The organism is Heyndrickxia sp. MSNUG, from assembly GCF_049532715.1.
GTDB lineage: Bacteria > Bacillota > Bacilli > Bacillales > Cytobacillaceae > Mesobacillus.
In genome coordinates, this window is sequence record NZ_CP150978.1 from 3,358,302 (window position 1) to 3,382,941 (window position 24,640).

General features: G+C 40.4%; 31 protein-coding genes. 8 read left to right on the top strand and 23 right to left on the bottom strand.

The annotated features are described in order from the left end of the window. Positions 1-131 precede the first annotated feature (131 nt). From AABM38_RS16950 to gpr, 3 genes are all read right to left on the bottom strand, one after another. Positions 132-461: a YqxA family protein gene (locus tag AABM38_RS16950; RefSeq protein WP_335377067.1), complete on the bottom strand. Its 330-nt coding sequence runs from the start codon at positions 459-461 to the stop codon at positions 132-134. Positions 462-482: 21 nt separating this feature from the next. Further along, positions 483-1,688 (bottom strand): stage II sporulation protein P, encoded by a 1,206-nt coding sequence (spoIIP, locus tag AABM38_RS16955; RefSeq protein ID WP_423407454.1) that lies wholly within the window; start codon positions 1,686-1,688, stop codon positions 483-485. A 222-nt stretch (positions 1,689-1,910) separates the two neighbouring features. Continuing rightward, positions 1,911-3,035: a GPR endopeptidase gene (gene gpr / locus AABM38_RS16960; protein ID WP_423407455.1), complete on the bottom strand. Its 1,125-nt coding sequence runs from the start codon at positions 3,033-3,035 to the stop codon at positions 1,911-1,913. A gap of 223 nt (positions 3,036-3,258) precedes the next feature. Here gpr and rpsT point away from each other — a divergent pair, with 223 nt between their 5' ends. Next, positions 3,259-3,519, top strand: coding sequence for a 30S ribosomal protein S20 (gene rpsT / locus AABM38_RS16965; protein ID WP_423407456.1), 261 nt, complete (start codon positions 3,259-3,261; stop codon positions 3,517-3,519). 95 nt (positions 3,520-3,614) lie between these two features. Here the strand turns inward: rpsT and holA are convergent, their stop codons facing one another. Beyond that, a complete protein-coding gene (holA, locus tag AABM38_RS16970; protein ID WP_423407457.1) occupies positions 3,615-4,637 on the bottom strand; it encodes a DNA polymerase III subunit delta in 1,023 nt (340 codons plus the stop codon). A 455-nt stretch (positions 4,638-5,092) separates the two neighbouring features. Between holA and AABM38_RS16975 the strand changes: the two genes are divergently transcribed. Further along, complete coding sequence (locus tag AABM38_RS16975; protein WP_335431066.1) at positions 5,093-5,227, top strand: YqzM family protein; 135 nt, start codon at positions 5,093-5,095, stop codon at positions 5,225-5,227. A gap of 90 nt (positions 5,228-5,317) precedes the next feature. On the opposite strand, the gene AABM38_RS16980 is transcribed toward AABM38_RS16975, so the two are convergent. The 4 genes from AABM38_RS16980 to AABM38_RS16995 form a co-directional block, all read right to left on the bottom strand. Further along, a complete protein-coding gene (locus tag AABM38_RS16980; RefSeq protein WP_423407458.1) occupies positions 5,318-7,438 on the bottom strand; it encodes a DNA internalization-related competence protein ComEC/Rec2 in 2,121 nt (706 codons plus the stop codon). A 59-nt stretch (positions 7,439-7,497) separates the two neighbouring features. Next, positions 7,498-7,671: a hypothetical protein gene (locus AABM38_RS16985; RefSeq protein WP_423407459.1), complete on the bottom strand. Its 174-nt coding sequence runs from the start codon at positions 7,669-7,671 to the stop codon at positions 7,498-7,500. 46 nt (positions 7,672-7,717) lie between these two features. Continuing rightward, positions 7,718-8,134, bottom strand: a complete 417-nt coding sequence (locus AABM38_RS16990) for a deoxycytidylate deaminase (RefSeq protein WP_423407460.1) — start codon at positions 8,132-8,134, stop codon at positions 7,718-7,720. Positions 8,135-8,280: 146 nt separating this feature from the next. Beyond that, positions 8,281-8,895 carry a helix-hairpin-helix domain-containing protein gene (locus AABM38_RS16995; RefSeq protein WP_423407461.1) on the bottom strand — a complete coding sequence of 205 codons (615 nt, stop codon included), beginning with the start codon at positions 8,893-8,895 and terminating at the stop codon, positions 8,281-8,283. Between the two features lie 88 nt (positions 8,896-8,983). On the opposite strand from AABM38_RS16995, the gene comER reads away from it, so the two are divergent. Further along, positions 8,984-9,808 carry a late competence protein ComER gene (gene comER, locus AABM38_RS17000; protein WP_423407462.1) on the top strand — a complete coding sequence of 275 codons (825 nt, stop codon included), beginning with the start codon at positions 8,984-8,986 and terminating at the stop codon, positions 9,806-9,808. Positions 9,809-9,917: 109 nt separating this feature from the next. On the opposite strand, the gene AABM38_RS17005 is transcribed toward comER, so the two are convergent. The 8 genes from AABM38_RS17005 to AABM38_RS17040 are packed head-to-tail and all read right to left on the bottom strand — an operon-like array spanning position 9,918 to position 14,967. Further along, complete coding sequence (locus AABM38_RS17005) at positions 9,918-10,664, bottom strand: class I SAM-dependent DNA methyltransferase (RefSeq protein ID WP_423407463.1); 747 nt, start codon at positions 10,662-10,664, stop codon at positions 9,918-9,920. After that, a complete protein-coding gene (rsfS, locus tag AABM38_RS17010; RefSeq protein WP_423407464.1) occupies positions 10,664-11,017 on the bottom strand; it encodes a ribosome silencing factor in 354 nt (117 codons plus the stop codon). The genes AABM38_RS17005 and rsfS overlap by 1 nt, the downstream gene beginning before the upstream one ends. Before the next feature lie 4 nt (positions 11,018-11,021). Beyond that, positions 11,022-11,588, bottom strand: coding sequence for a bis(5'-nucleosyl)-tetraphosphatase (symmetrical) YqeK (gene yqeK / locus AABM38_RS17015; protein WP_423407465.1), 567 nt, complete (start codon positions 11,586-11,588; stop codon positions 11,022-11,024). Next, complete coding sequence (locus AABM38_RS17020) at positions 11,578-12,147, bottom strand: nicotinate-nucleotide adenylyltransferase (protein ID WP_423407466.1); 570 nt, start codon at positions 12,145-12,147, stop codon at positions 11,578-11,580. The genes yqeK and AABM38_RS17020 overlap by 11 nt, the downstream gene beginning before the upstream one ends. Before the next feature lie 20 nt (positions 12,148-12,167). Continuing rightward, entirely contained in the window at positions 12,168-12,461 is a 294-nt protein-coding gene (yhbY, locus tag AABM38_RS17025; RefSeq protein ID WP_423407467.1) for a ribosome assembly RNA-binding protein YhbY, read from the bottom strand. After that, a complete protein-coding gene (gene aroE, locus AABM38_RS17030; protein ID WP_423407468.1) occupies positions 12,455-13,294 on the bottom strand; it encodes a shikimate dehydrogenase in 840 nt (279 codons plus the stop codon). The genes yhbY and aroE overlap by 7 nt, the downstream gene beginning before the upstream one ends. A 50-nt stretch (positions 13,295-13,344) precedes the next feature. Further along, positions 13,345-14,448: a ribosome biogenesis GTPase YqeH gene (yqeH, locus tag AABM38_RS17035; RefSeq protein WP_423407469.1), complete on the bottom strand. Its 1,104-nt coding sequence runs from the start codon at positions 14,446-14,448 to the stop codon at positions 13,345-13,347. 3 nt (positions 14,449-14,451) lie between these two features. Beyond that, positions 14,452-14,967, bottom strand: a complete 516-nt coding sequence (locus tag AABM38_RS17040; protein ID WP_423407470.1) for a YqeG family HAD IIIA-type phosphatase — start codon at positions 14,965-14,967, stop codon at positions 14,452-14,454. Between the two features lie 437 nt (positions 14,968-15,404). Here AABM38_RS17040 and AABM38_RS17045 point away from each other — a divergent pair, with 437 nt between their 5' ends. After that, a complete protein-coding gene (locus AABM38_RS17045; protein WP_079510333.1) occupies positions 15,405-15,545 on the top strand; it encodes a sporulation histidine kinase inhibitor Sda in 141 nt (46 codons plus the stop codon). Between the two features lie 172 nt (positions 15,546-15,717). On the opposite strand, the gene AABM38_RS17050 is transcribed toward AABM38_RS17045, so the two are convergent. Next, entirely contained in the window at positions 15,718-16,506 is a 789-nt protein-coding gene (locus AABM38_RS17050) for a phosphatidylserine decarboxylase (protein WP_423407471.1), read from the bottom strand. 425 nt (positions 16,507-16,931) lie between these two features. Between AABM38_RS17050 and pssA the strand changes: the two genes are divergently transcribed. Continuing rightward, positions 16,932-17,471, top strand: coding sequence for a CDP-diacylglycerol--serine O-phosphatidyltransferase (gene pssA / locus AABM38_RS17055; protein WP_423407472.1), 540 nt, complete (start codon positions 16,932-16,934; stop codon positions 17,469-17,471). Between the two features lie 129 nt (positions 17,472-17,600). Here the strand turns inward: pssA and AABM38_RS17060 are convergent, their stop codons facing one another. Both AABM38_RS17060 and AABM38_RS17065 read right to left on the bottom strand, forming a co-directional pair. Next, positions 17,601-19,379 (bottom strand): M3 family oligoendopeptidase, encoded by a 1,779-nt coding sequence (locus AABM38_RS17060; protein WP_423407473.1) that lies wholly within the window; start codon positions 19,377-19,379, stop codon positions 17,601-17,603. A gap of 145 nt (positions 19,380-19,524) precedes the next feature. Further along, on the bottom strand, positions 19,525-19,677 hold the full coding sequence (locus AABM38_RS17065; protein ID WP_423407474.1) for a hypothetical protein: 153 nt from the start codon (positions 19,675-19,677) through the stop codon (positions 19,525-19,527). Positions 19,678-19,871: 194 nt separating this feature from the next. Here AABM38_RS17065 and AABM38_RS17070 point away from each other — a divergent pair, with 194 nt between their 5' ends. Together AABM38_RS17070 and AABM38_RS17075 are read left to right on the top strand one after the other, a co-directional pair. Beyond that, complete coding sequence (locus tag AABM38_RS17070; protein ID WP_423407475.1) at positions 19,872-20,555, top strand: response regulator transcription factor; 684 nt, start codon at positions 19,872-19,874, stop codon at positions 20,553-20,555. 76 nt (positions 20,556-20,631) lie between these two features. Beyond that, positions 20,632-20,988 (top strand): group I truncated hemoglobin, encoded by a 357-nt coding sequence (locus tag AABM38_RS17075; protein WP_423407476.1) that lies wholly within the window; start codon positions 20,632-20,634, stop codon positions 20,986-20,988. Between the two features lie 85 nt (positions 20,989-21,073). Here AABM38_RS17075 and AABM38_RS17080 read toward each other — a convergent pair whose 3' ends face one another. The 4 genes from AABM38_RS17080 to AABM38_RS17095 all read right to left on the bottom strand — a co-directional run bounded on the left by AABM38_RS17080 (position 21,074) and on the right by AABM38_RS17095 (position 23,640). Then, positions 21,074-21,634: a hypothetical protein gene (locus AABM38_RS17080; protein WP_423407477.1), complete on the bottom strand. Its 561-nt coding sequence runs from the start codon at positions 21,632-21,634 to the stop codon at positions 21,074-21,076. A gap of 14 nt (positions 21,635-21,648) precedes the next feature. Then, positions 21,649-22,785 carry an NAD(P)/FAD-dependent oxidoreductase gene (locus AABM38_RS17085; protein ID WP_423407478.1) on the bottom strand — a complete coding sequence of 379 codons (1,137 nt, stop codon included), beginning with the start codon at positions 22,783-22,785 and terminating at the stop codon, positions 21,649-21,651. 93 nt (positions 22,786-22,878) lie between these two features. After that, positions 22,879-23,118, bottom strand: coding sequence for a sulfurtransferase TusA family protein (locus AABM38_RS17090; protein ID WP_335377091.1), 240 nt, complete (start codon positions 23,116-23,118; stop codon positions 22,879-22,881). Positions 23,119-23,238: 120 nt separating this feature from the next. After that, positions 23,239-23,640: a DsrE/DsrF/DrsH-like family protein gene (locus tag AABM38_RS17095; protein ID WP_423407479.1), complete on the bottom strand. Its 402-nt coding sequence runs from the start codon at positions 23,638-23,640 to the stop codon at positions 23,239-23,241. 267 nt (positions 23,641-23,907) lie between these two features. Here AABM38_RS17095 and sigK point away from each other — a divergent pair, with 267 nt between their 5' ends. Next, positions 23,908-24,630 carry an RNA polymerase sporulation sigma factor SigK gene (sigK, locus tag AABM38_RS17100; RefSeq protein ID WP_423407480.1) on the top strand — a complete coding sequence of 241 codons (723 nt, stop codon included), beginning with the start codon at positions 23,908-23,910 and terminating at the stop codon, positions 24,628-24,630. The last annotated feature ends 10 nt before the right edge of the window (positions 24,631-24,640 follow it).

A 24,640-nucleotide genomic window follows, 5' to 3' on the forward strand; every position in this document is an offset into this window, starting at 1 on the left:
TTTATTTGATAAACTATTGTACCCCCCTTGCTTTTCCATGTGCCACTCAGCTTCATTTTTCAGCTAATTTTTCTCCATCCCCATTTTTATCGATCCTACAAACCGAAACAGCGGGCTCTCACCCGCTGCTTCTACTTCCCTGTTATTAAATCTACTGATTTTTCAATTGCTATTGATATTCCTTCTGCGAGTTTTTTGCCTATTGATGAGAAGAAATTGAATGCTTTCATTTCCTCTAGTTTTTTTCTTTTTTGCTCGAGGTCATGGCTGGAAACGTCATTACCCAATATCGCGCTCTTAATTGAACCATCTTCTTCTTTAATGGTAAAAGCACTTTTGAATTCCGGATCATCATAACCCTTCATTTTATGGATTCCTTCATTTGCCTGCTGCATGCCGAACAAAACGGATAGGAACATTAAGGAAGCAAGCATGATGCTTTTCAGCATAAACATTTTCATCTCGATCACCTAGCCAACTATTTATTTCTTATCCGGCGGCTGCTGTGCAGGTGCCCCAACACTTTCTGCCTGCCAGTAAAATTCGCTGAAGACATCAGCCAGTGCATCTGCTGAACGGTTCAACTCTTCAAACGTATTATCTACCCCGCCAAATTCAATTAAAATTGCATTTCGCGATAAATCCTGGTTGAATTTACCATTTGTAGTTGCGCCCTTTTTCTCGACGACTCCCCTGCTAAGACCTTTGCCATATTTTTTATCCAGAAGATGGTGGAGCTCTTTCGCTAATGCAAGATTCTTTTCATGGTTTGCATTTTCCCCACCAATGACAAATGCAATTTTTGCATAGGATTTCCCATTAATTTGAATCGTCGTTTTCTCTTTACGGTACCCGTCCCGGTGGATATCGATAAAATATTGCAGATTCCGGTCGCCAGTCATTGCGGCTTCGACTACAGGCCGTGATTCCTGATAAGCTTTTCCAAATCCGAGGCCCTTCTTATTCAAATTGGCCATTACATCTGTTTTATCAACAGTGGTTCCGATTCCACGTTTCTCTAGTCCTGCTTTCAGCTGATCGCCCACTTTAGTGACATTCACTTTTGAATGATAGGCTTTATCCGGGTCTGTTACACCCTTTAAGTACGGGAGATATGATTCTCTTGTATGTGTAAAATAAATATATACTGCTTTCCGTCCTCCAGTAGTTAATAGGGGGGCACCTGTATCGTTCTGCGGGGCAGGTGGAAGCTCATCGGTATTTTGCAACGCAGCCTCCTTGTCCGCTTTCAATATTTCAACAGGAGGTGCAGATTCCATTGGCATATTCGTATAATTAGTACCCTCACCAGCCACAAGTATTTTCCCATCAAACAGTGAGAATCCTGGCAGTTCCCTTCCGAGCAAGCTCCTGGGGTCATCAAGATTAATATTGGTAGACAGTTTAAACATCACTGTCGACAGCTTTGGCGCTTCACTGTCTTTAGGCAGCGCTTTTAAGAATTGGTGGTTCTCCCACCCCATCAGCGAGAACAGCAGCTGGCCATTCAAATTCATAGCCGCTTCGTTAACTGAATCGGACGATATTCGATATTCAGGACGGAGTGAAGTCATGACTCCACTGATTGAAAAAATCCCAATGAGAAAGAATACAAATGCTAGGGCTGCTTTTACCAAATGAGTACCTTGAACTGCTACAATTATTCCAGATCGTTTACTAAGTCTCATTGTTCCACCTCTCTGCGCAAGTCTAGTAAATGTTATGACTTTGCTAGAGAAGATAGAACCAGTAATCTTATCTTAATCATTTTGAAATAATCGTTTAAAATTCCTCTTTGAAAATCAATTATTCCTAATTTGAATTCGCTGGTTTAACTGAAGTCTGGGTTTGATCTTTTTATAAAAAAAATGGTCCATTTAAATAATCAAAGTACAGGAAATAAATACCACCTAATGTGTATACATACCTGTATTTTCCTGATCAATGTTTGAGTGGAGGGCAGAATTAAGCCCGCCGGCTATTAGATTCGCCATATCCTCAATGAAAACATCAACCTCTTTCGGTGTGACCATCAAATTATGACCTAAAGGAGATAGTACTTCGTAAATCAGCTTGCGTTTTTCCTCGTCTTCGAGAGTGCCTATCATTCCTAGGAAAGTTTGACGGTGCTGAGTTTCTGGCAGATCCTCTTCGGTAAGCTTCTTTCTTTTTCCGAAACTCATTCCCGCTGGAACGAGTGACCTCGAAGGTTTATTTCCTTCCCTCAATTCCTTGCCAAAATGCTTAAGGATAAAATCTATCGTATCACTTGTGATTGATACTGCATCAACAACAGTTGGGACGCCGATGGCAATAACAGGGATTCCAAGAGTTTCCTTACTCAACTCTTTTCTTTTATTCCCCACGCCAGAACCTGGATGGATGCCAGTATCAGAAATTTGAATCGTCGCATTGACTCTTTCTATTGATCTTGAAGCTAGTGCATCAATCGCGATAACAAAATCAGGCTTTGTTTTTTCAACAACCCCAAATATTATGTCTGATGTCTCGATTCCGGTAAGGCCCATAACTCCCGGAGATAGCGCACTTACTGGGCGGTATCCTTCTTCTACATGTTCTGGCTGCAGTTCGAATAAGTGCCTTGTAACAAGCAGATTCTCGCATACAAGCGGACCAAGGGCATCAGGGGTTACATTCCAATTCCCCAAACCAACCACAAGGCATGATGCATCCTTTTTGATTCCTGCCTGCTTTAGGAACTGAGCAAATTCCGAAGCAAAAACCTTTTCTACCTTTCCTTGAAGCTCACTGTCCTGCTGGCGGATCCCGACAACCTCAATCGTTAAATATTGCCCCTGTTTTTTGCCAAGGTTTTTTTCACCCTCAGCTGTAACCTCTACTAGCGAAATTTTTATATCATTCTCTTCTTTTTCTTTAATGATCACGCCTTCAATGTGTGAAAGATTTTCCTGTGAATGGACTGTTGCTGCCTGGTCTGCGAGCACCATTTCCCTTGCCTCAACTGCCAGGTCAGTCCTGATTGAATACATGCTCAAGTCTACCGGTTCCTTCATTGTCGCATTCCTCCACATACAGTTTGGCTGTTGCCAGCATACTATTGCCTATCTTTTCCTTTTACATAAAAAAACATTCACGATACACTAGAGTTAAATTAAAGCAGAGTATTGCATTATTAACCCCTATTTGATAAAATATCATTTGTTCTTAATAAATAAGAAATGTACTGGAAATGTCGAGTTCCATAAAATCTCGATGCTTTTTTAGGAGGTGAACGGAATGCCAAACATTAAATCTGCAATCAAACGTGTAAAAACTAGTGAAGCGAGCAAAGCTCAAAACATTACTGTAAAATCTTCTATGCGTACAGCAGTTAAAAAAGCAGAAGCAGCAATCGTGAACAACGATACTTCAGCAAAAGTTTCTTTTGCTGAAGCAGCTAGCAAGCTTGACAAAGCAGCAGCTAAAGGTCTGATCCACAAAAACGCAGCTTCCCGCAAAAAAGCCCGTTTAATGAAAAAATTAAACGCTAATGGCTAATTTTAAATGCTAATAAAAAAACGACCTTTATGGTCGTTTTTTTATTTTGTATTATTATTTTCCAGTGAAATTTATTGGTAACAAGAAATTAAACACTATTTTCTTCCATTAATCTGAAACAGGATCATTTCGATCAGCATTTCTTTTCTCATTCCGCCTGTTTTCATTTGGTAATCCGCATCTGCCAGCAGTTTAATAATCCTCATCAATTCTTCATCCGAAAATGAACCTGCCTGTCCTGCAGCAAGTTTTACTCTGAATGGGTGAATTTTTAGTGTTCCCGCTATCTGTTGCTGGCCGTATCCTTTTCGTGATAATTCCTTTACTTGATAGATTAGCCTTATCTGACCAGTAATGACTGAAAGGATCTTAATCGGTTCTTCGTTTTGTTTTAATAAGTCATAATAAATCCTCAATGCACCTTCAACATTCCGATGGACAACCTTGTCTACCAGGGTGAAGATATTTTGCTCAAGCGAGCGAGCTGTTAGCCTGTCGACTATTTCTTTGTTGATAGAACGGCTTTCTCCTGCATATAGGGCCAGTTTATCTATTTCTGAAGTGAGCATGAACAGATTTGTTCCAGCTAACGACAATAACAGTTCAATCGCATCTTTTTCAATTTCAACACCACTAAAGGTTGCTCTTTCGTTTACCCATGTAACTAATTCTTGTTCGGTTAACTTCTTAGCTTCAATAACGGCAGCTTTTCTTTTTAACTCTTTGGTGATTTTCTTTCGTTCATCCAATTTTTCATATGGTGCTGAAAAAACGACAATTGAATATGGTGCAGGCTGTGAAAGATATTCCTCAAGCTTTCCAAGATTATGTTCCACCTTCCCTTTAGACTTTTCTGAAGTTAAAAAGATAGGGTTCTGAAGGATAACCAATCTCTTCTCTCCCATGAATGGGAAGGTTTCCGCATCTTCCAAGGCTGCTTCGATAGGCGTTTCTTCTAAATCATAGACGGATAAATTAAAATCCTTTTCTTCATCATCAAGTACATGTTCAATTAACAGCTGCTTGGTTTCATTAATTAGGAAAGCTTCTGTTCCATACAATAAGTAAACGGAATCGATCTGTTTTTTGCTTATTTTTTTCCAAATGTCCAATACCAATGTCTTTCGCTCCGATCGTACAGTTTTGCCATATACCTATCGTAAAGAAGCTTGGACATTTTGACAAGCATTCTAAGGGAATTGGCCGCGCCTTTCCGGACCAATTCCCCTATTTATATTGAACGCTGGAATATAAGGCCTAGGATACTTATATAACAGCGGTGCATCGAAGTTAAGATTATTTTAGCCCCAAGCGGGAAAAGTATTTGTGACAACTCTTGTCAAATTCGAAAAGCGAAGTGCTTTGGTAAGCCCCGAGAGGCATACAAGGATCTGCTTGGAGGCATTTCCCAGCTCTCACAGCGGGACGGCTTGCGAACGGGAGGCCAGGCGCTGGAGCTGGACAATTTTCAGGATGCATTTTACATCATTATTCAAAATATAGCTTGCAGAAGAATACTGGATTTTTCAAACCAAATCGCTTATACTATTAAGGAAATAGGGGGGTTTTGACTGTGAATCAATTTGAAGAGAATGTCCAAAGCAATCGCAATGACGCTGTTGACTCAGGTGTTGGATTCGGAGTTTCTTTTGGTTTCTTTGCAACAATGTTCATTATTGCGACAGTCGTGCAGTTAATCGGTAGTTAATCACGGCTACATAGGATAAAGTTGCGGAGACTGCATTTTATAATGCAGTCTCTTTACTTTTGCTAAAGCCTCGCTGTTCTTTGCTATATCCTATGGAACCTGGGTGAAAAATGTTCCTGAATCGCCCTTAAATCTGTATATTATTGCACCGGATAAATCGGTTCGAAATATACGGATTTCTTGTAAATTTAACCTATTCAAAATCTCTCCGCTAGGATGACCATATCTGTTCTTTGCCCCGACTGAAATTACAGCATATTCTGGTTTAATGCTTTCGATGAACTCCTTGGAGCTTGAATATTTGCTTCCATGGTGTCCTGCCTTCAAAACATCAATATCAAGGTCAGCAAAATTTTTTAATAAAACTTGTTCACCATCCTTACCAAGATCACCGGTAAAAAGCCACTTTTTCCCGCCAATATTGGCTAAGAGAACGATAGATCTTTCATTGCGGTCCCCAGAATTACCCGATGGATTAAGAATGTGGAAATTCCCTTCCCCTGAATTCCAGCCAGTTCCTGCACCCGCCGAATAAATAGCTGTTCCTTGCCCCAATGCTTTCTTGATGATGTCCAACTCGAGAGTTGATCTTTCTGTTTCCCGAGGCAAAAGCAGCTGCTTAATACGAAGTTCATTGAATAGAGCTGATGCACCTCCGATATGATCTGCATCACCATGAGTCAGAATTAACTTATCGATCTTGCCAATCCCTTCACTTTTTAGCAGCGGAAGGACAATGTTCCTTCCAGGATCATACACTTTCTTTCTTTTCTGCCAGTCTTGTTGTTCAAATGCCAAGACACCGCCTGTATCAATGAGATAATTCCCCTTGTTGAACGGCATCCTGATTAAAATGCTGTCCCCCTGCCCAACATCAATGAAGATGATTTTACCGTACGGATTTATATAAGGAATGATGATTTGTACCAGGAGCGGAAGGATTGGGAGTATGTAATGCCAGCGCTTTGGCTTTAACCTCTTCGATATTGTTTTTTCCAAAAGGGTGAAAAATATCGGAATCAAAATTATTTCCAAAACCAAGATGCTCGTTTCTGGCTTGCCTATGATGATGGAGGAACCAGGTATTTCAGCAAGTAAAGCTGATATCCGGTTTACCTGATGAATGAGTTTCTCGAGTAATGTTACGTATAAGGCTGGAAGGCTTTCAAATAAGGAATAAGTTATGTAGGTGACCAGCAGCAGCGGAAGAATAATGAAGGAAAATAGCGGTACGAATAGAAGGTTTGCAAGCACGGATATAAGCGATATTTCATAAAAGGAAGAAAGAATGATTGGCAAGCTCGCTAGTTGTGAGATAAAAGATGCGGCTGCAGTTTGGAGGGGAAAGGATTTAAATCCGGTAAGTATCTTTGGTGCTGAGATTATTAGGGAAAGGCTGACTAAAAAAGAAAGCTGGAATCCTATGTCATAAATAAGATAAGGCTCACTGAAGGCCATCATCATAAATGCCATTGAAATGGCATCAAGCGGAGTAAGCTGCCAGCGATGCCGCCTTGCACTAATCAATATCATTAGCATGGCTGCCGCTCTTAATACCGGCGGTGCCAAACCAGTTACTACTGAATAAAGCGGAAGGAAAATCAACAGCAATAATTCTGTTTTTTCCTTTGTAATACCGAGTCTGATACAAGTAAAATACAGCATTCCAGCGAGTAGTCCCACATGCAATCCAGATATAGCCAGCAAATGGACGACACCTATTTTCTGGTATGCCCTTTCCGTTTCAGGGTTAAAAAGATCTCTGACCCCAAACAATAGAGCAGCTGTAAGTGCTGCTGTTTCTTCTGGTAAATGCTCTTCCATCCTGGTTATTTCTTTCTGCCTGAACCTTTTTAAGGCATTCACCATTCCACTCGATGTATTGATGCAATGTTCTGCTGGCAATCCTTCTACATTGACAACCCAGTAGATTTGGTTTCGATTCAAATAGTTTCGATAATCGAAAGCGTTGGGATTTCGGGCTTCAGGGGGAATCTCGAGACTGCCAGAAGCCTGACAAGATGTTCCCGGCACCAACTGCTTTTTTATTTTCTGTTTCTCATCTTCCGTTTTGATCCTGTACCTGACAGCCACTTTTTCCTGACTGGGGTATAGTTTTGCATAGGCAAAAAGGAGATTGCCGTCGATTTTAATTTCATCTTCAAAGAAAATCAAAAAGTCTTTTTCATCACCTGATAAATAGGTAATCATGTTTCCTTTCTCCAAAGATCCTGCAGCGACGTAGATAGCAAAGCAAATCCCTAGCAGTATTAACATAGCTGCAGAAAACTTTTTATCCAATTCAGGAAGATGATCGCCAGCAAGAACAATCCTCCATATATGAAGTAATTTTCAAGCACGGTTAACAGACCTAATAATGAGAAGACTGCAAAGTAAAACAATTGCCCTTTAATATGGAATTTGCTGTCAGGCTTCATGACCATCTTATGTGACTCTTTTCTATAAGGAATAAGTATCAGCACTACATCATCATTGTTTTGATAAGTGAACAACTTCGACATCTCTGAGAAAAATTTCATTCCATTTATTTGGATAGGCGCTGCGGTAAACCACTCTGATTATGCCGGATTGTGCCAGGGTTTTGGCACATTTTTCACAAGGCTCATGAGTCACGAAGGCTGTTGCTCCTTGCAATAAGCCTCGATCAGCATGCAGGACCGCATTTTCTTCTGCATGGAGAGTCCTGATGCACCTTCCTTGCTCGTTAATCAAACAGCCTACATCTTCACAATGGTCATGTCCGTGAATCGACCCATTGTAACCAGTCGATACGATATGCTTATCTTTAACAATTACACAGCCAACATGCAGCCGAGGACAAGTTGAACGTGTCCCGACCTCCTCAGCAATATCCAAAAAATACTCATCCCAACTCTTTCTTCCCATGCTGTTTTCCCCCTTAAAATGGCTCTGTTCAATTAAAGTTTGAAAGCAACTTTGTTTATGAAATTTAATCCTGCAGTTATGACGTAATAAATTCTTATACTAATAATTCTAATGCTAATATTGGACGAGTTCAATTTGTATGCCGATTATTTTACAGAAATAAGCTCCTTCAGTTTCTCGAACGTCTTATCACCAATTCCGCTGATGTTCTTTAAATCTTCGATTGTTTTATATGGTCCATTCGTTTCGCGGTTTTCAATTATTGCTTCTGCTTTAGAAGGTCCGATTCCAGGCAATGTTTCTAGCTCACTCGCTGCAGCTGTATTGAGATTTACCTTCTGTTTATCTTGTGTTTGCTGGCCACTTTGTAATGGAACATTACCCTCTTTGCTTTCTCCCTTTCTAGGAACATAAATCACCATCTCATCACTCACATGCATGGCAAAGTTAATTGAGGCTGCTTCCGCGTCTTTCGTTAGTCCTCCTGCCAGTTCGATGAGATCGATCACTCTGTCATCGGCTTCAATCTCATATACTCCAGGCTTAATAACAGCCCCCTTAATATCAGCCATCATAACAAGTGGTTTTTGTTCTGGTACGGATGCTTCATTTTTCATTTCCTCGGTTAGTTCATTCTTGACGGTCAGTTCTTCATCTACTTCTGTAAGCTCCCCTTGGAAATCGATAGAAGAATAGATGAAAAATATTGCTGCTGCCATTCCTGCAACAATATATAATTTATGTTCCTTGATCCAATCCATATCGGAATCAACACCTTTCTAATGTCATATTCTAAAAATTAAAATCATATGGATATAGGAGAATAAATGCACGAAGGAGGGAAGGGTTATGAATATAGGGATAATAGGCACAGGGAATATGGGGAGAATTCTCGCCGAAGCTCTCATTGATGGGAATGCCGTTTCCCCTTCTTCAATGATGATTACAAATAGAACCTTATCCAAAGCATTAGAGATCCAAAAAATATACCCTGGCATAGCAGTGGGACAGAACGCTATTGAAGTAGCGCAAAATTCAGATGCCGTCTTTATTTGTGTTAAGCCGCATAATGTATGGGATGTGCTTCAGCAAATCAAACCTGAGCTGAATAAGGAAAAATGCCTTATCTCGATAACCAGTCCTATTAGCGTGGAACAACTCGAACGAGCTGCTGATTGCTCAGTCATGAGAATTATACCGAGTATTACCAATAGGGCACTTGCAGGCGTGGCGCTCTTCACTTATGGGGATCAGTGCGAAACTAAATGGAAAACGTATTTTCATACATTATTTGAAGAGATTGCAGTTCCCGTTGAGATCGAAGAGAAGATTACGAGGGTTGCGTCGGATATCGTCAGCTGCGGGCCAGCTTTTTTTAGCTTTCTTGTACAGCGTTTTATTACAGCTGCCGTGAAAGAAACTGAAATCGACCAAGCAACTGCCACAAAACTTGCCAGTGAAATGTTAGTTGGATTAGGTGAGCTGTTAAGTAAAAACCATTATACTTTGCCTACTTTACAGGAGAAGGTTTGCGTAAAAGGCGGAATCACTGGAGAAGGAATCAAGGTGTTAGAAAATGAAACTGGAGAAATGTTCGAGAAGTTATTCCAGGCAACACATAAGAAATTTGAGGAGGAATTGGAGAAGGTGCGGGAAAAATTCGGTAATGATTAATTTCTCCATCAGCTTTTGAAAATCCTGCTTGTTTTAAAAATTTTATTCTGTTCGATTACTGAACCAGTAAACAATAAGGCTCCCATTATTTAAAATGGGAGCCTTATTTTCAAGGTTTGATCATCGCAAAAAATATTCTCTCTGCTTCAGGCTTCGGAGCTTCTAATAAGTAGTCTCCCGTAACTTCAATTTTTCTGAAACCGGCCTGCTCCAAGAGTTCTACATAATAACCTTCCGGATATGTACGCTGAAAATGTACTTCATCAATTCTGTCATACTTACCTGATGGTTCATCATAAACAAAGAAAGTGAGTTCATGTTCAACACTATAGGCTGCTTCCCCAATATAGCTGTTCCATATATAGGTGATTTCCTCATCATCCCAAGTAAATGTTGCATCTGCAAATATATGATCCATTTTATAAACCGAATGGACATCGAACAAGAATAATCCGCCTTTCTTTAAAAGGCGGTAAACTCCATTAAAAGTTTGTTTCACTGCTTGTTCGTCTTGTAAATAATTCAGTGAATCACAAAAGATGCCGATAATATCATAATCACCTAAATCGTCAAGCTCGGTCATGTCCTGCTGAAAAAACTGGATTGGCAGGCCCAGCCCATCAGCCTTTGACCGTGCAACCGACAGCATATCTGATGATAAATCTGCCCCAGTGACCTCAAATCCTTCTCCGGCAAGTTTCACCGAGATTTCCCCGGTTCCGCAAGCAAGATCAAGCAGCTTCTTGCCTTTGATTGAATATTTCTTTGTGTACTCTTCGATCATCGTAACCCATTTATCATATGGGACATCCTGCATTAGCTGGTCATACAAATAAGCAAATCTTTCGTAAGACATTAATTGAGCTCACTCTGTACATTCTCGATTGGAGCATCTCCCCACAGGCGCTCGAGATTATAGTAGCTTCTTTCTTCCTTATGGAATACATGGACCACTACATCTCCAATGTCAATCAAAACCCATCTTGCTTCGTCGAACCCTTCCATCCTTTTTAGGTCATAACCTTTTTCCAAAGCCTTTTCCCTGACTTCACGGGCAATAGCTTGTACTTGCTTATCAGAATTTCCGTGGCAGATAATAAAATAATCCGCGATCAAGGAAATTCCTTTCATGTTTAATACCATAATATCTTCTGCTCTTTTATCATCAGCGGCTTTTACCGCAGTCATCAATAATTCGCGTTCGCTCATCTAATCAACCTCCTGAATTTTTTACAATGCTGTTATAAGCTTTAAATGTATCTGGAAAAACTGGCTGGTTCTTTTTCATTAAAAACTGAATTGTATTTTTCATGGATTGAATCAATGCCAGATTCAGGTCTTCAGCAGCCATTGATCTTACTTCTTCAACACCCGGAAAGTGACGGCCAGGCTCAATATAATCTGCCAGATAGATGATTTTATCGAGCAGTGTCATGCCAACTCGTCCTGATGTATGATAACGGATTGCATCCAGTACTTCGTCATCGGTAATTCCCGCTTCTTTTTCTACAAGGTAGGCCCCGACAGGAGCATGCCAGAGCTCACCATTGTATTCAAGCAACTCTTCTGGCATTTTTTGCTCAATAATGATTTGCCTCATTTCCTCTTTGGGCCTGAATTTGGCATAATCATGGAAAATTGCGGCCAGTTCTGCCTTTTGCACATCTCCACCGTACTGATCAGCGAGTTTGATTGCCGTTTCCATCACACCGATTGTATGCTCGTATCGATGCTCCGTAAGCTGCACTTTTACGATTTGAAGCGCTTGTTCACGTTCCATATAAATTATGCTCCTCTATATATGCCCTGACAGGTTCCGGAAGCAAGTAACGGATGCTCATCCCTGCCTTTACCCTTTTTCGGATCATGCTCGATGAAATGTCCATCTGCGGTGTTTCCACGTGAAGGATTTCATAATCAGATTGATCGGGATAAGATGGTCTGCTGACGCCAACAAACTTGACCATTTTAAGCAATTCTTCAATCTTATGCCATTTAGGCAAATATTCGACCATATCGCCGCCAATGATAAAGTAAAACTCATGTTCTTTATACATATCTTTTAATATTTTCATCGTTTCATACGTATAAGATGGACCGGTCCTCTCAAGTTCTGCGGTCTCAACCCTGAAATCAGGATTATCCATGATAGCAAGTTCCAGCATGGCAAGCCTGTCAGAATTACTGATAGGCTCAGTGACGCTTTTGTGAGGCGGTACCTGGTTAGGCATGAACCAAATTTTATCAAGTCCCTGTGCATGAAGTATTTCATTTGCAATCACTAAATGCCCAGTATGAGGCGGGTTGAATGTTCCGCCTAAAATGCCAATTCTCTTCAATCCGTCACCTCCCAGTTATTTTACCGTGGAAGAACCAATTGCTTGTTTTCGCGAGATTCTTTGTAAAGCACTATAGTATTTCCGATTACCTGAACTAAGTCAGCTTTTGCGCCGCGTGACAGCTGCTCAGCAACAGTGTCTCTGTCATCCTCACAATTCTGGAGGATACTAACCTTGATAAGTTCTCTTGCTTCTAGGACTTCATCAATTTGCTTAACCATATTTTCATTTACCCCGCCTTTGCCAACTTGAAAAATTGGATTAAGGTGATGGGCTTTCGATCTTAAAAAACGTTTTTGCTTGCCTGTTAACATGAAAATCCTCCTAAATGTCTTAAAACATTTGCTTTCATTCTTTGTGTATCAGGGAAAATGCCTGTCCATTTTTCGAAGGCGATTGCTCCCTGATACACAAACATATCGATTCCATTTTGGGTTGCTGCTTCGTTCAGTGCAGCATCCTTTAATATTTTTGTCTTAAGCGGGTTATAGATAATATCACTCACTAGTGCCTGTGATGAAAGGTTCCCGAGTGAGAGTGGGGAGATATCAACTTCTGGTACCATTCCTATTGAAGTGGTTTGGATGATAAGCTGATACTCTCCAAGCAGCCTTTCAGCGTTTGCTCGATCTAAAATGCGAGACTGGACCTGATACGGACACGTCGCAACTAATTCCTCAGCTTTTTCTAATGTCCGATTAAAAATATCAATCCTTTTAACCCCAGCTTTGGCCATAGAAAAATAAATGGCCCGCGCGGCACCACCTGCTCCTATAATCAAAGCTGATCTCTCTTTAAAATCAGCGGCGTGTCCTTCCAGTCCCTTTACAAAGCCAGGTCCATCCGTATTATAGCCCGTAAACAAGCCGTTTTCATTTTTTACTGTATTAACAGCTCCAATTGCTTCGGCCAATGGATCGATTTTATCAAGAAGCGGCATGATTTTAGTTTTATGCGGGATTGTTACATTGAAACCACTCGCTCCTAATGCCTTCAATCCTTTTACAGCATCCTCGAGATCATCCTTTAATACGCGGAACGGAAGATAACTGGCATCGATATCGTACAGCGCGAATAAATCATTGTGCATGGCAGGAGACATTGAATGGGCGATCGGATCGCCAATGACACCAAACATTTTTTTCATCTTTTTCTCCCGCCCTTTCCATCAACACTTTAATAGCCGGCACTTTTAGCTTAAATTAAAGACCTTCTTAATAAAACATGTACCCCTTTTGGAACATAAGCTGCGATTTTCGCACCTGCTTCATTCACTGTCACCCAGCCAAGACCGGAAAAAACAACATCAGTCTTAGGTTCTTTTATTGTAAACTCATGACGAACGAGCTCCGGGAACTCATCCATTTGTTCACGACGAGGCGGGGTCAGAAGTTCTCCCGCATGGTTCTTATATAGCTCATCAGCATTTTCGAGCTTTGTTCGATGAATGTTGATTTCATTTGGCAAATAGCAGGCAAAAGACCTTCTGCCGCCTGAAATGTAATCAAACCTGGCAAGGCCCCCGAAAAATAAAGTTTGGCTTTCATTTAACTGGTACACCTTAGGCTTGATTTCTTTTTTAGGAGTAATCAACTTCAGGTCTCGTTTATCTACATAGTGTGCCATTTGATGATGATTGATAATTCCCGGTGTGTCAACGATTGCTTTTCCATCAGCCAAAGGAATTTCAATCATATCCAGGGTGGTACCTGGAAAATGGGAAGTAGTAATGACATCGCCTTCCCCAGTTACTTCTTTTATGATTCGGTTTATAAAAGTAGATTTCCCTACATTTGTACAGCCAACAATGTATACATCCTTGCCATTTCGGTATTCATCGATGGCAGCTGCTGCCTCTTTAATATTCAATCCTTTAGATGCGCTGACAAGAAATACATCGATAGGATTGAGTCCGAGTTCTCTGGATTCTTTTTTCATCCAGTCAATCAGCTTTCTTTGTTTTACGGATTTTGGCACAAGATCTGCTTTATTTCCGATAAGCATTACTTGGTTACTTCCGGCAAAACGGTGGATCCCCGGCAGCCAGCTGCCATTAAAATCAAAGATATCAACAATCTTGACAATAAGAGCATCTCTTTTTCCAAGCTCATTCAAAATTTTCAAGAAATCATCATCAGTAAGGCTGACATCCTGAATCTCATTGTAATTCTTTAATCGGAAGCAACGCTGGCACACTACGATTTCTTTTTCCAATGATGAAGGCGGGGCATATCCCAGCTGCTCCGGATCTTCTGTCTGTATTCTCACACCACAGCCTGTGCAGGCAAATTGTTCACTCAATGCTTAGTCCTCCCAATTCAGCTTGCCTTGTTTCCTGAACCAATCTAAAATCCTTCTTTCCACTTTTCGGTTGAATTTCGTTACAAACCCATCGGTCTTTGCAACCGGAACAACAAGAATTGTATGAAAGCCGCTTCTATTGCCGCCAAGGACATCAGTCAGCAATTGGTCACCAATCACGACTGTTTCATCTTTCCGCAATCCCATTTGCTTTAGAGCTTTATTAAACGCACGGCCCATAGGCTTTCTAGCTTGAAAAATAAAAGGTATTTGAAGGGGATCGGAAAACGACTTAACCCTATTCTCGTTATTATTTGAAACGATCGTGACAAGTATTTCATTTTTCCTCATATTATCAAACCACTCGATCAGTTTAGGAGTCGCATTTGGGCGGTCCCATTCAACAAGTGTATTATCAAGATCAGTAATAATGCCCTTCACGCCTTTTTTCTTTAAGCTTTCCGGCGTTATATCAAATATACTTTTCACATGCTGGTCAGGCAAAAAATGCTTTAGCAATTTCATTACACCTCATTAATTTAGAACTATCACACCGTTAACATCATACCCAATTTTATCTTCGCTTTCAAAGCAAACATTTAAACGATTAAAAAATAATAGATATAACAGAGTAGGAGGTCGACAAAAAACAGGTAAAAACCATCCTTTTTCGATAAAAATCAAAATATTCTTTAAAAACCCAAAAAACTTTTCGACAAAATCCAACAATTTCCAATGTTGTGGATAACCTTATGCACAATATACACATTGATTCTATTACTTTTTTCCCATTTATAAACAAATTAATCACAGGTTATCCACTGATATATGTGGATAATTAGAACGGTTGTTCTCAAAGTTTCATTCTGATAGAGTAGTGATAGAACAAATTAGCTTACAACTTTATGCAATATACAACTGGTTTATTAGTATCCTTTTGGGGGTGAATGACTAGAATGCGTAAACTTTCGGACGAACTATTGATTGAGTCTTATTTTAAAGCAAGAGAATTAAACCTTAGCTATGAGTTTATTAGATTGATCGAAACGGAAATCCATCGGCGGTCATTATCTAACCGGATTAAAGTTTCATCTTAACAGCCCCAAAAGCGGGCTTTTTTTTTTGGATATTTTCTAAAAGAATTTTGTATTTGGTATAGTTTTCTTACAAATCGTTTTCTGAAGAGGAAGTCGCCAGACCCAGGCGCATCCTCTTCAGGCATGGTTCAAAAACCAGGAAAGGCACAGTGTGTATCTGTGCCATGGTTTGTCAGTCTTGTCCCTTTAAAGTTCCGATCTTTTCACCATATTTTATATGATATGGCGTCACGATGTTGGGAAGAAGGCTGAACGTATTTTTTTCAAAAAGTAAAACAACTGTTGAACCGAAAGTGAAATAGGCCATTTGTTCACCTTTATCGAGGTTTTCGCCATTATGGGTCGTTTCGATTGAATTAACAAACATGGCTCCTACCTTAACTAAGGCAGTCATGCCTGATTTATGCCTGATTTCTGTGATCTTTCGATAGTTTTTGGATAGCGGGAAATCTCCATACCTTAATCCTGTTTTGTTAACGGGATAGGATTTCACGCCTAGAGTCCATTGATCCGTCACTGTACCGGATAAGGGACTATGAATGCGATGATAGTGACTTGGACTAAGGTAAAAGACCATATAGGTCCCCTGTTCATACCTGGCCATCGACTCATCATTGCCCAGCATCTCTGAAATAGAATAAATCTTTCCTTTGACCTTAATTGTTCGGTCAGCCTCAATCTCTCCAATATCTTCGATTACAGCATCAACAGGGCTAACTACGGAGTCAGGACCCTCATCAATTTCCCTTGCTCCTTCCTTAAGATTTCTGATGAAGAAATCGTGAAGGCTTGGATACTCATGAATCGGTTTTTCCATTTCATCCTGGTTAATTTTATAAGTCTTTGCAAATGAAGATACAATCCGTTTGCTCCTTGGTGATTTTGCAAACCTCTGCAAAATATCCGAGGACCACTTTCCGTTTGTCAATTCGATGAGCAGGCGATAAATACTTTGAATCAATGATAATACCTCCGATATATTAAAAGTATCTTTACGAAAAAGCATAATCGGCTTAGAATTATATATTATTATATAATAACCCAAGGTGCTAGTTCTCTTTACCTGTGCCACTTTTCGTTAAGGCATTTTCGCAAGGATTGCTATTATTCGAAAACAAATGAACCCCTGTTTTTTTAAGATTTCGGGCAATCCTTTGAGAGATAACAATATTTAAACATGCCTTCCAGCCATTCAAGCAACAAGATAATCGAAAAGTCCTTAACTGTGCGGCTCTTCCACAAGTTTGATCGTAACTGATCTTTTCAGTTTCAGATCCTTGATAAGGGAGTCTGACATCCATGCAGGAAAAGAGTATGAACCTTTCCATAAATAAGATCCATGCCTGCAATGTTGGGAAAATAGTCTTCCTTAGAGGAGTGAAATGCATGTTTTTACAAGATGTATTGGACGTAACGGTCAAGAAATTAAAATCCCAGACTGCCAATGTCCTTACGCTGGCCAACCTTTCCTTAGGCGGTTTTGCGATCATAGTTGGCATCAATGGCAACTTGAATCTAAGTCTCTTGCTTATTTTCATTGCCGCGCTGGCAGACCGTTTTGACGGAATGGTTGCCAGAAAACTGAACATTGAATCCGAATTAGGGAAGCAATTGGATTCCATGAGTGATATTATATCATTTGGCGTAGCACCTGCACTATTAATATATCAAGGGATTTTATCTGACTATGGGGCACCAGGCTCCTTCTTTATCGTTTTTTACATTGGCTGTGGAGCATTCCGCCTTGCGAGGTTCAACATTTCTGAAAATAACGGTTATTTTACAGGACTGCCAATTACAGCTGCAGGCGTCCTTGCTACCTTAAGTTTTCTTGCCATCCCATATGTGCCTTCACAGACCTTCATATTTATCATGATGATACTCAGCTTTTTAATGGTCAGCCCTTTTAAGCTGAAAAAAGTATAAAAAACCCAGCCTCAGTAAAGGCTGGGTTTTTGCTTAAGGTTTTCTAGTCTTCCTATTTCAGCTCACTGCTTCTTTTCAGGCACGAAGATTATACGATTGCTTTTCGAAGACTATGAAGCAACAATATCCTTACTCAGTTAAAGCCAAAAATTCTTCCACATCCTCTACACACATGCGTACTGCCTTCTCCCAAAATTCCTTTTTCGTTAAATCAACTTTTAAATGTTTTTGCGCCAGTTCTTCCACACGCATTGAGGCAGAATCCTTCAGCAGGGCAATGTATTTCTCTTCATAGCCCTGCCCTTCTTCCTGGGCCATCGCATAAATGCCGAGTGAAAATAAATAACCGAATGTATATGGGAAGTTGTAGAATGGAACTCCGGTAATGTAGAAGTGGAGCTTGGAAGCCCAGAACAGCGGATGATATTCTTCAAGCGCTCCTCCATATGCTTCTGTTTGTGCATCCTTCATCAACTCATTAAGTCGTTCTGCATTTACTACTCCTTGCTTTCTTTCTTCATAAAATCTTGTTTCAAATAAGAACCTCGAATGGATATTCATTAGCAGTGCTACCGAACGCTGGATTTTATCCTCTAAAAGACTAATTTTCTCTTCTTTTGAGGTTGAGTTTTTAAGAGAAGCGTCCGACACGATCATCTCTGCAAATGTTGAGGCTGTTTCCGCTACATTCATTGCATAGTTGCGGTTCAATAAGTGAAGGTCCCTCATAGCGTACGTATGGAACCCATGACCTAGTTCATGTGCAAGAGTCGAAACATTCGATGGCGTACCAGAGTAAGTCATGAATATTCTGGATTGGCTGCTTTCAGGGAAGAAAGTATGGAATCCGCCCGGCGCTTTTCCAGGACGGTCCTCTGCTTCAATCCAATTGTTTTCAAAAGCCATTTTTGCGAAGTCAGCCATTTCTTTGCCAAACTGGGCAAAATTATCAACGATAAAGTCTGCCCCTTCCTGATAGGACATTTTCGATTCCGTGCTTCCAATCGGGGCATCAAGGTCAAACCAGCTTAACTTTTCAAGCCCCAGAAGCTTTGCTTTCCGATTAAGGAACTGTACAAATGGCTCTTTATGGTCAGAAATAACCTCCCACATTGCATCAAGTGTTTCTTTTTGCATCCTGTTAATATCAAGAGGTTCTTTTAACACATCATCCCAGCCCCGAAGCTTATACACATTCAATCTAAAGCCCGCCAGATGGTTCAAGGTTTTAGAATAAAAATCTTCCTTCTCCCCCCAGGCTTTTTCCCACTCTGTGAAAATTTCCTTCCTGACAGAACGGTCTGCATCGGATAGTTTATTGGCAGCCTGACCAACTGATAAGTCTCCATCTTTATATGTAATTTTTGTGTTGCTTACTAGCAAGTCGTACAACTGTCCCCATCCATGATAGCCATCTACACTTAGAGCATTAATAGCAGATTCTTCTTCTCCGGATAGTTTTTCGGCAGCGCGCTTACGACGTTCAGTCAATACAAAGTTTAATTCATTTAAAAGACCTGATTTTACAAGTTCTTCCCAAACCTCTGGTGAAAAGCTGGCAAGTTTTTGGTCAAAAGCAGTCAGTGCGTTCTGCAGTGATGCGCTTAGTTCAGTCACAGTTGCCCTTAATTGGTTCGCTTTTTTATCCTGAGTATTCTGTGCCTCTAAACAGCTGACGAATGCTCCCGCCTGCCTTACCATTCTGGCAGCTCCATCAAACAGCTCGACAAGGCTTGTCAGTCGCACGCTCCCATCTTGATGCTCACTTGGGTCCCACTTCTCCACTTCTTTCTTAAACCCAGCTATTTTTTCGGATGCAGCCGACATATGGGCTGCGAATTCAGCTGAATTGCTTCCTCCTTCGAAGAACACATCTAAATCCCAAACCTCTGAATATGTATTTGCCATCAAAATATCCCCCTTTATTTCTATTCTTTTATTATAATGTTATTTTTCTAAAATTTCTATTTTTTCACAAGTTAGTGGATCATTGTTCGCTTTTCACGCAACAAAATAAGGCTTAGCCTGAATTGGCATAAGCCTTGTTTGTTTATTATGAACAAAAATACCACCAGCCGCCGAATAAGAGGACAATAACAAACAGGATGATGAATAGGGCAAACCATGCGCCATTCCCACCGTAGAATCCAGGATAGCCTCCATAGGGCACTGGATAAGGGGCAGAACAACAGTATCCGTATGGCATACTTTCACACTCCTTTTCTGTTTCCTATTATCAGCATATGGAATGCTGTCCATTTTGGTTTGGGCACTGTCAATATTTCCTTTGGCAGTATTAAAGAGGTTCAATTTTACCTTTGCCAAAAAAATAAATGCATAATTTCTTCATACTTATCATGTAAAATTGACTCAAACACTTTTTAACAAGGAGTCATGTTAATGGAAACCATTCTTCTCGTTGATGACGAAACACGGATGCTTGACCTGCTATCGCTATACCTGACCCCTCTTGGATATAAGTGCGTCAAACAGACTTCTGCCCTGGATGCGATTAGTTATCTTGAAGAAAATCATGCTGATCTCATACTGCTTGATGTCATGATGCCAGAGATGGATGGCTGGGAAGCATGCACGGAAATCCGCAAACATTGGGATATTCCAGTTATCATGCTAACAGCAAGGAGCGAAAAGCCTGATATTGTAAAAGGGCTTAAAATCGGTGCGGATGATTATGTAACAAAGCCCTTTGATGAAGGGGAGCTGATTGCCAGGATTGAAGCTGTCCTTCGGAGGAATTCAGGGAAAAGTCCAAATCTCAGTTTCAAAGGTTTGAATCTGAATATGGATTCTTACGACCTTTTGTATAATGGGGCTTCCATCCCCTTGACTCCGAAAGAATTCTCCCTTCTTAATCTTTTTTTACTGAATCGGAATAAGGTGTTTACTAGAGAACATTTAATATCAAATATATGGGGTTATGGTGTTGCTACCGAAGACCGGACAATTGATTCACATGTACGAAATTTAAGGGATAAGCTGAGGAAAGCTGGATTTGGTGCCGATGATTATTTAATCACCGTATGGGGCGTAGGTTATAAATGGCTTGAAAAAGCAGATCGCTGATTAATAAAGGTTTCATTCATATTTTTCCGGATAAACAGACATAATAGTGACGTTAACATAGGCAGGAGGAATATGAATGGATAACTTATATGAAAAACTGGGTGGAAAGGAAGCAATCACGAAAGTGGTCGATGTTTTTTACGAAAAGGTTTTAGCTGATGAAACGGTTAACCATTTTTTTACGGAAACAGACATGGAAAAGCAGCGCCGGCACCAATCCCTGTTCATCAGCTGGGCTTTAGGCGGACCAAACCAGTATTCAGGAAAAAGCATGGAGCTTGCACATAAAGGAATGAACCTTAATGATGAACATTTTGGTGCGATTGCCAATCATCTGGCTGCAAGCCTGAGGGAGTTCAAGGTATCGGAACAGGATATTAATGAAGTATTAGATAAGCTGACTACGATGAAGGAGGATATCCTATATAAATAGTTTAATTTTATAGACATACAACGAAAAAGGAGAGGCCGTTCCTCTCCTTTTCTATTTGTAAATGATAGTGGACTTCCATCATGCGTTATTTGTTCAATTCTTTTGGCAGATTTTGAAGGAATGTAAGCATTAGAGTCAAGCCTTCTCTAGTATCTTTTTGTGTCACTGCCTTCATCATCTGCATGGAGGACATAGGTGCTTTACCTCTTGTGTCTTCTTGAGCATTATGGAATGCAGTAACCATACCTTCGACAAGGTCAATTGCGCCAAGCTGTACAAAGGTATCTGCAAGTTCGACGCCTTTGATCGCCTTTTCAACCATGTCTGTAACCATCGGTCCAGTCATGGCACCTTTTATCGCTGCAGCCATATCAGCAAGCTGTATCAATGACTTCAGCACTCCGGTTTCTTCCATGCGTTTTACTTCCATTAATGTACGCTCAAGGTTTTCTGCTACTTCAGGTAATGCTTTTAACAGAGAAAGAGTTTCTGGCTGAAGAAGATCATCAGCCATCTCAACCATCTTCACGCCAGTTTCAGCAATTGAGGAAACCATTTCACCAGTAACTGCGGTCATTGCTGCATCTGTAAAGCCCACGAGTTTATGTTGTGCATTCTTTTGTGCTTGAGGTGTTTCTGTAGCCATATTAATCACCCCTTCTATAAAATCCCTCTGGCATTTAGCCAGTATAGCTCGTTATAGACAGCCTTGAACCAGTGAAGCAAATCAGATGTTGCTGCTGGCTGGGGCGGGTTATTGTAATCAAAGGTAATCATGCTTGCATCCTCAAGGCTATTTTCAAGAAAACACGCCACCTTACCGTTGTATACAGCTGTCTCTGGACGTCCGCTAAGCCTGCTCAAAATGTTCGCAACAAGAGATTCAGATTGATAATGTGCTGTCGACCCCGCCTTGCTGATCGGAAGATTCGTTGCATCCCCAATGACATAAACATCATCCTGCCCTAGCATCTTCAAAGTTGTGCGGTTTGTTGGGATAAAACCGGATTCATCACCAATACCTGAATCGATTACCGCTTTTGCCCCAGTATGTGCGGGAATTGTGATAAGCATGTCATATTCGTGTTCTTCGCCATCCATCGTTATGGCAACTTTCCGCTTTGGATCCACTTCTTCAAGATTGAAGAATGTTTCGTATTTTATATCTCTCTTGTCAAATTCAGGCTGAGCCCATTCTGCTACTGGCACTAAAGAATGAATTCGGCCGATTGGGTAAGCATATTTAATCTCAATATCTTTGCGTCTGCCATTCTTTCGGTAATAATCATCGAGCATCAACGCAAGTTCAAGCGGCGCAGCTGGACATTTGTGAGGAACATCGATGGTGATGAGTATTTTTCCCTTTTCCATTGCTGCAAGGTCATCACGGAGACGTTCTGCTCCATCAAGTGTATAAAAATTGTGTGCCCCCTCCCTTAAGCCAGGAACACTGTCAAAATCAGGGTGTGAACCCGTAGCGATTACCAGATAATCATATTGATATTGTTTCTTACCTTTAACCATTTTCTTCTCTACATCGATATTTTCGATTTCATCATACACAAGGTTTACATGTCTATGCACCAATGATTTTTGTTTCCGGATGAAATGCTCGGATGGCTTTTCATTGAAAGCAATAAATAAATAACCTGGCTGGTAAATATGCTTTTCTGTATTTGAAATGAGGGTGACTTCCACTTTACTCTTCTTAATCTCTTCTCCAAGCTGGCGCGCAAGCCTGTTTGCAACCATTGTACCCGCGCTGCCTGCTCCTAGAACCACGATTCTCTTTGTCATTTCATTCACACCTTTTTAATGAAGTCGTTGATGCAGGCTGTTTTCATTTTCAGGCTATAAAAGAGCCCAATGATCAAAGCCTATCAGTAAAAATTATTTCGCTTTTCTTACTGCGATTCTAAATTCATCGCCTTCATTTTCTGAGTAAGCAATTTCGTGGCCCATCTTGTTAACCCACTCAGGAATATCCACTGCTGAACCTTTATCGGTAGAAATTACTTCAACTACATCTCCAACTTGCGCTTTCTTTATCCCCTTTACTAGTTCCATTAACGGTCCGGGGCAATATGCACCTCTTGCATCGATTGATTTAGTTACCAAAACATCACTCATGATTTATTCCTCCTGGATAGTTGAAATTTATGTTAAAATAAGAAAAGATTTTTTATTTTCGTATGAAGGGGAAAAGGTGGAAGGCCTGCACGCCATATCACTTTTTCCTGCTTCATCAGCTTACATCGTAATCACTGTAGCTCCCTGAGTCATTCCGAGGAATTTGGTTACCCCAATCACTCCATCAAACACATCGATCATGTCTTCCTCTTTCCAATCCATAATATCCATTGCAAGCGCACAGCCATAAATGTTGAGTTCTCCCATATCTTTGCCCTCCTGCAAAAGTGAATCGAACAATGGGATTTTCTTTGCAAGCATTTCCTTACCAATTGTACCTGTAATGAAATCAGTATTTTCAAAGCTGTCTTTTCGGAAAGATTTCAAAGCATTCATCGTGACAAAAACGTTCACAGTCATGCCTGACATTGATGCAACTGATCCTACAAGTGCTCCAGCGTGAAGCTTTTCAAGGTCTTCAGACAATAAAATAACCGCTAAAGATGGGGCTTGCTGTTCCATAATTTATTTCCTCCTAAGAGATCGTATATTTACCTTACACATTAATTATACCTATACCCCTATAGATATGTCTGTTTCTGTTATGTGAACGTTTTTCATCTAAAAAGTGACAAAACAAGCCCTAGACAGAGGTAACTATTGTATTACTCTAAAGTGTAATTGGTTTAAATTTCCAAAATAAATTATTTGGTCGGACAGACACAATCTTGCCAGTCTTCTCATAGGAATTTAGTATAGGCGAAAGCCTTAAAAAGCGGGGGTGGAAACATGTCTGGCATACTTACAGCGCTCGGCTATCTAGTTAAAGAAGTTATTCTTCTTGTTTCATATGTTAAAAACAATGCATTTCCTCAACCGTTATCTGCAAGTGAAGAGCGAAAGTATCTAAGGTTGATGGCAAATGGGGATCCGCACGCACGTAATATGCTGATCGAGCATAATCTCAGGCTAGTCGCCCACATTGTGAAAAAATTTGAAAATACCGGTGAAGATTCAGAGGATTTAATTTCAATAGGAACAATTGGACTGATCAAGGCAATAGAAAGTTATTCTGAAGGTAAGGGCACAAAACTGGCAACATATGCAGCGCGGTGTATCGAAAATGAGATATTAATGCATTTGCGCGCCTTAAAAAAGACTAAGAAGGATGTTTCCTTGCATGATCCAATCGGTCAAGACAAGGAAGGGAATGAAATTTCATTGATTGATGTCCTGAAGTCTGAATCTGAGGATGTAATTGACACCATTCAGTTGAATATGGAACTCGAAAAAGTAAAGGAATATATCGATGTCCTCGATGAGCGTGAAAAAGAGGTAATCGTTGGCAGATTCGGCCTTGATTTAAAAAAGGAAAAAACACAGCGGGAAATAGCCAAAGAATTAGGAATATCCAGAAGTTATGTATCCCGGATTGAAAAAAGAGCATTGATGAAAATGTTTCATGAATTTTATCGGGCTGAGAAAGAAAAGAAAAAGAATAAAGGGCAGTAGCAGCTTGACC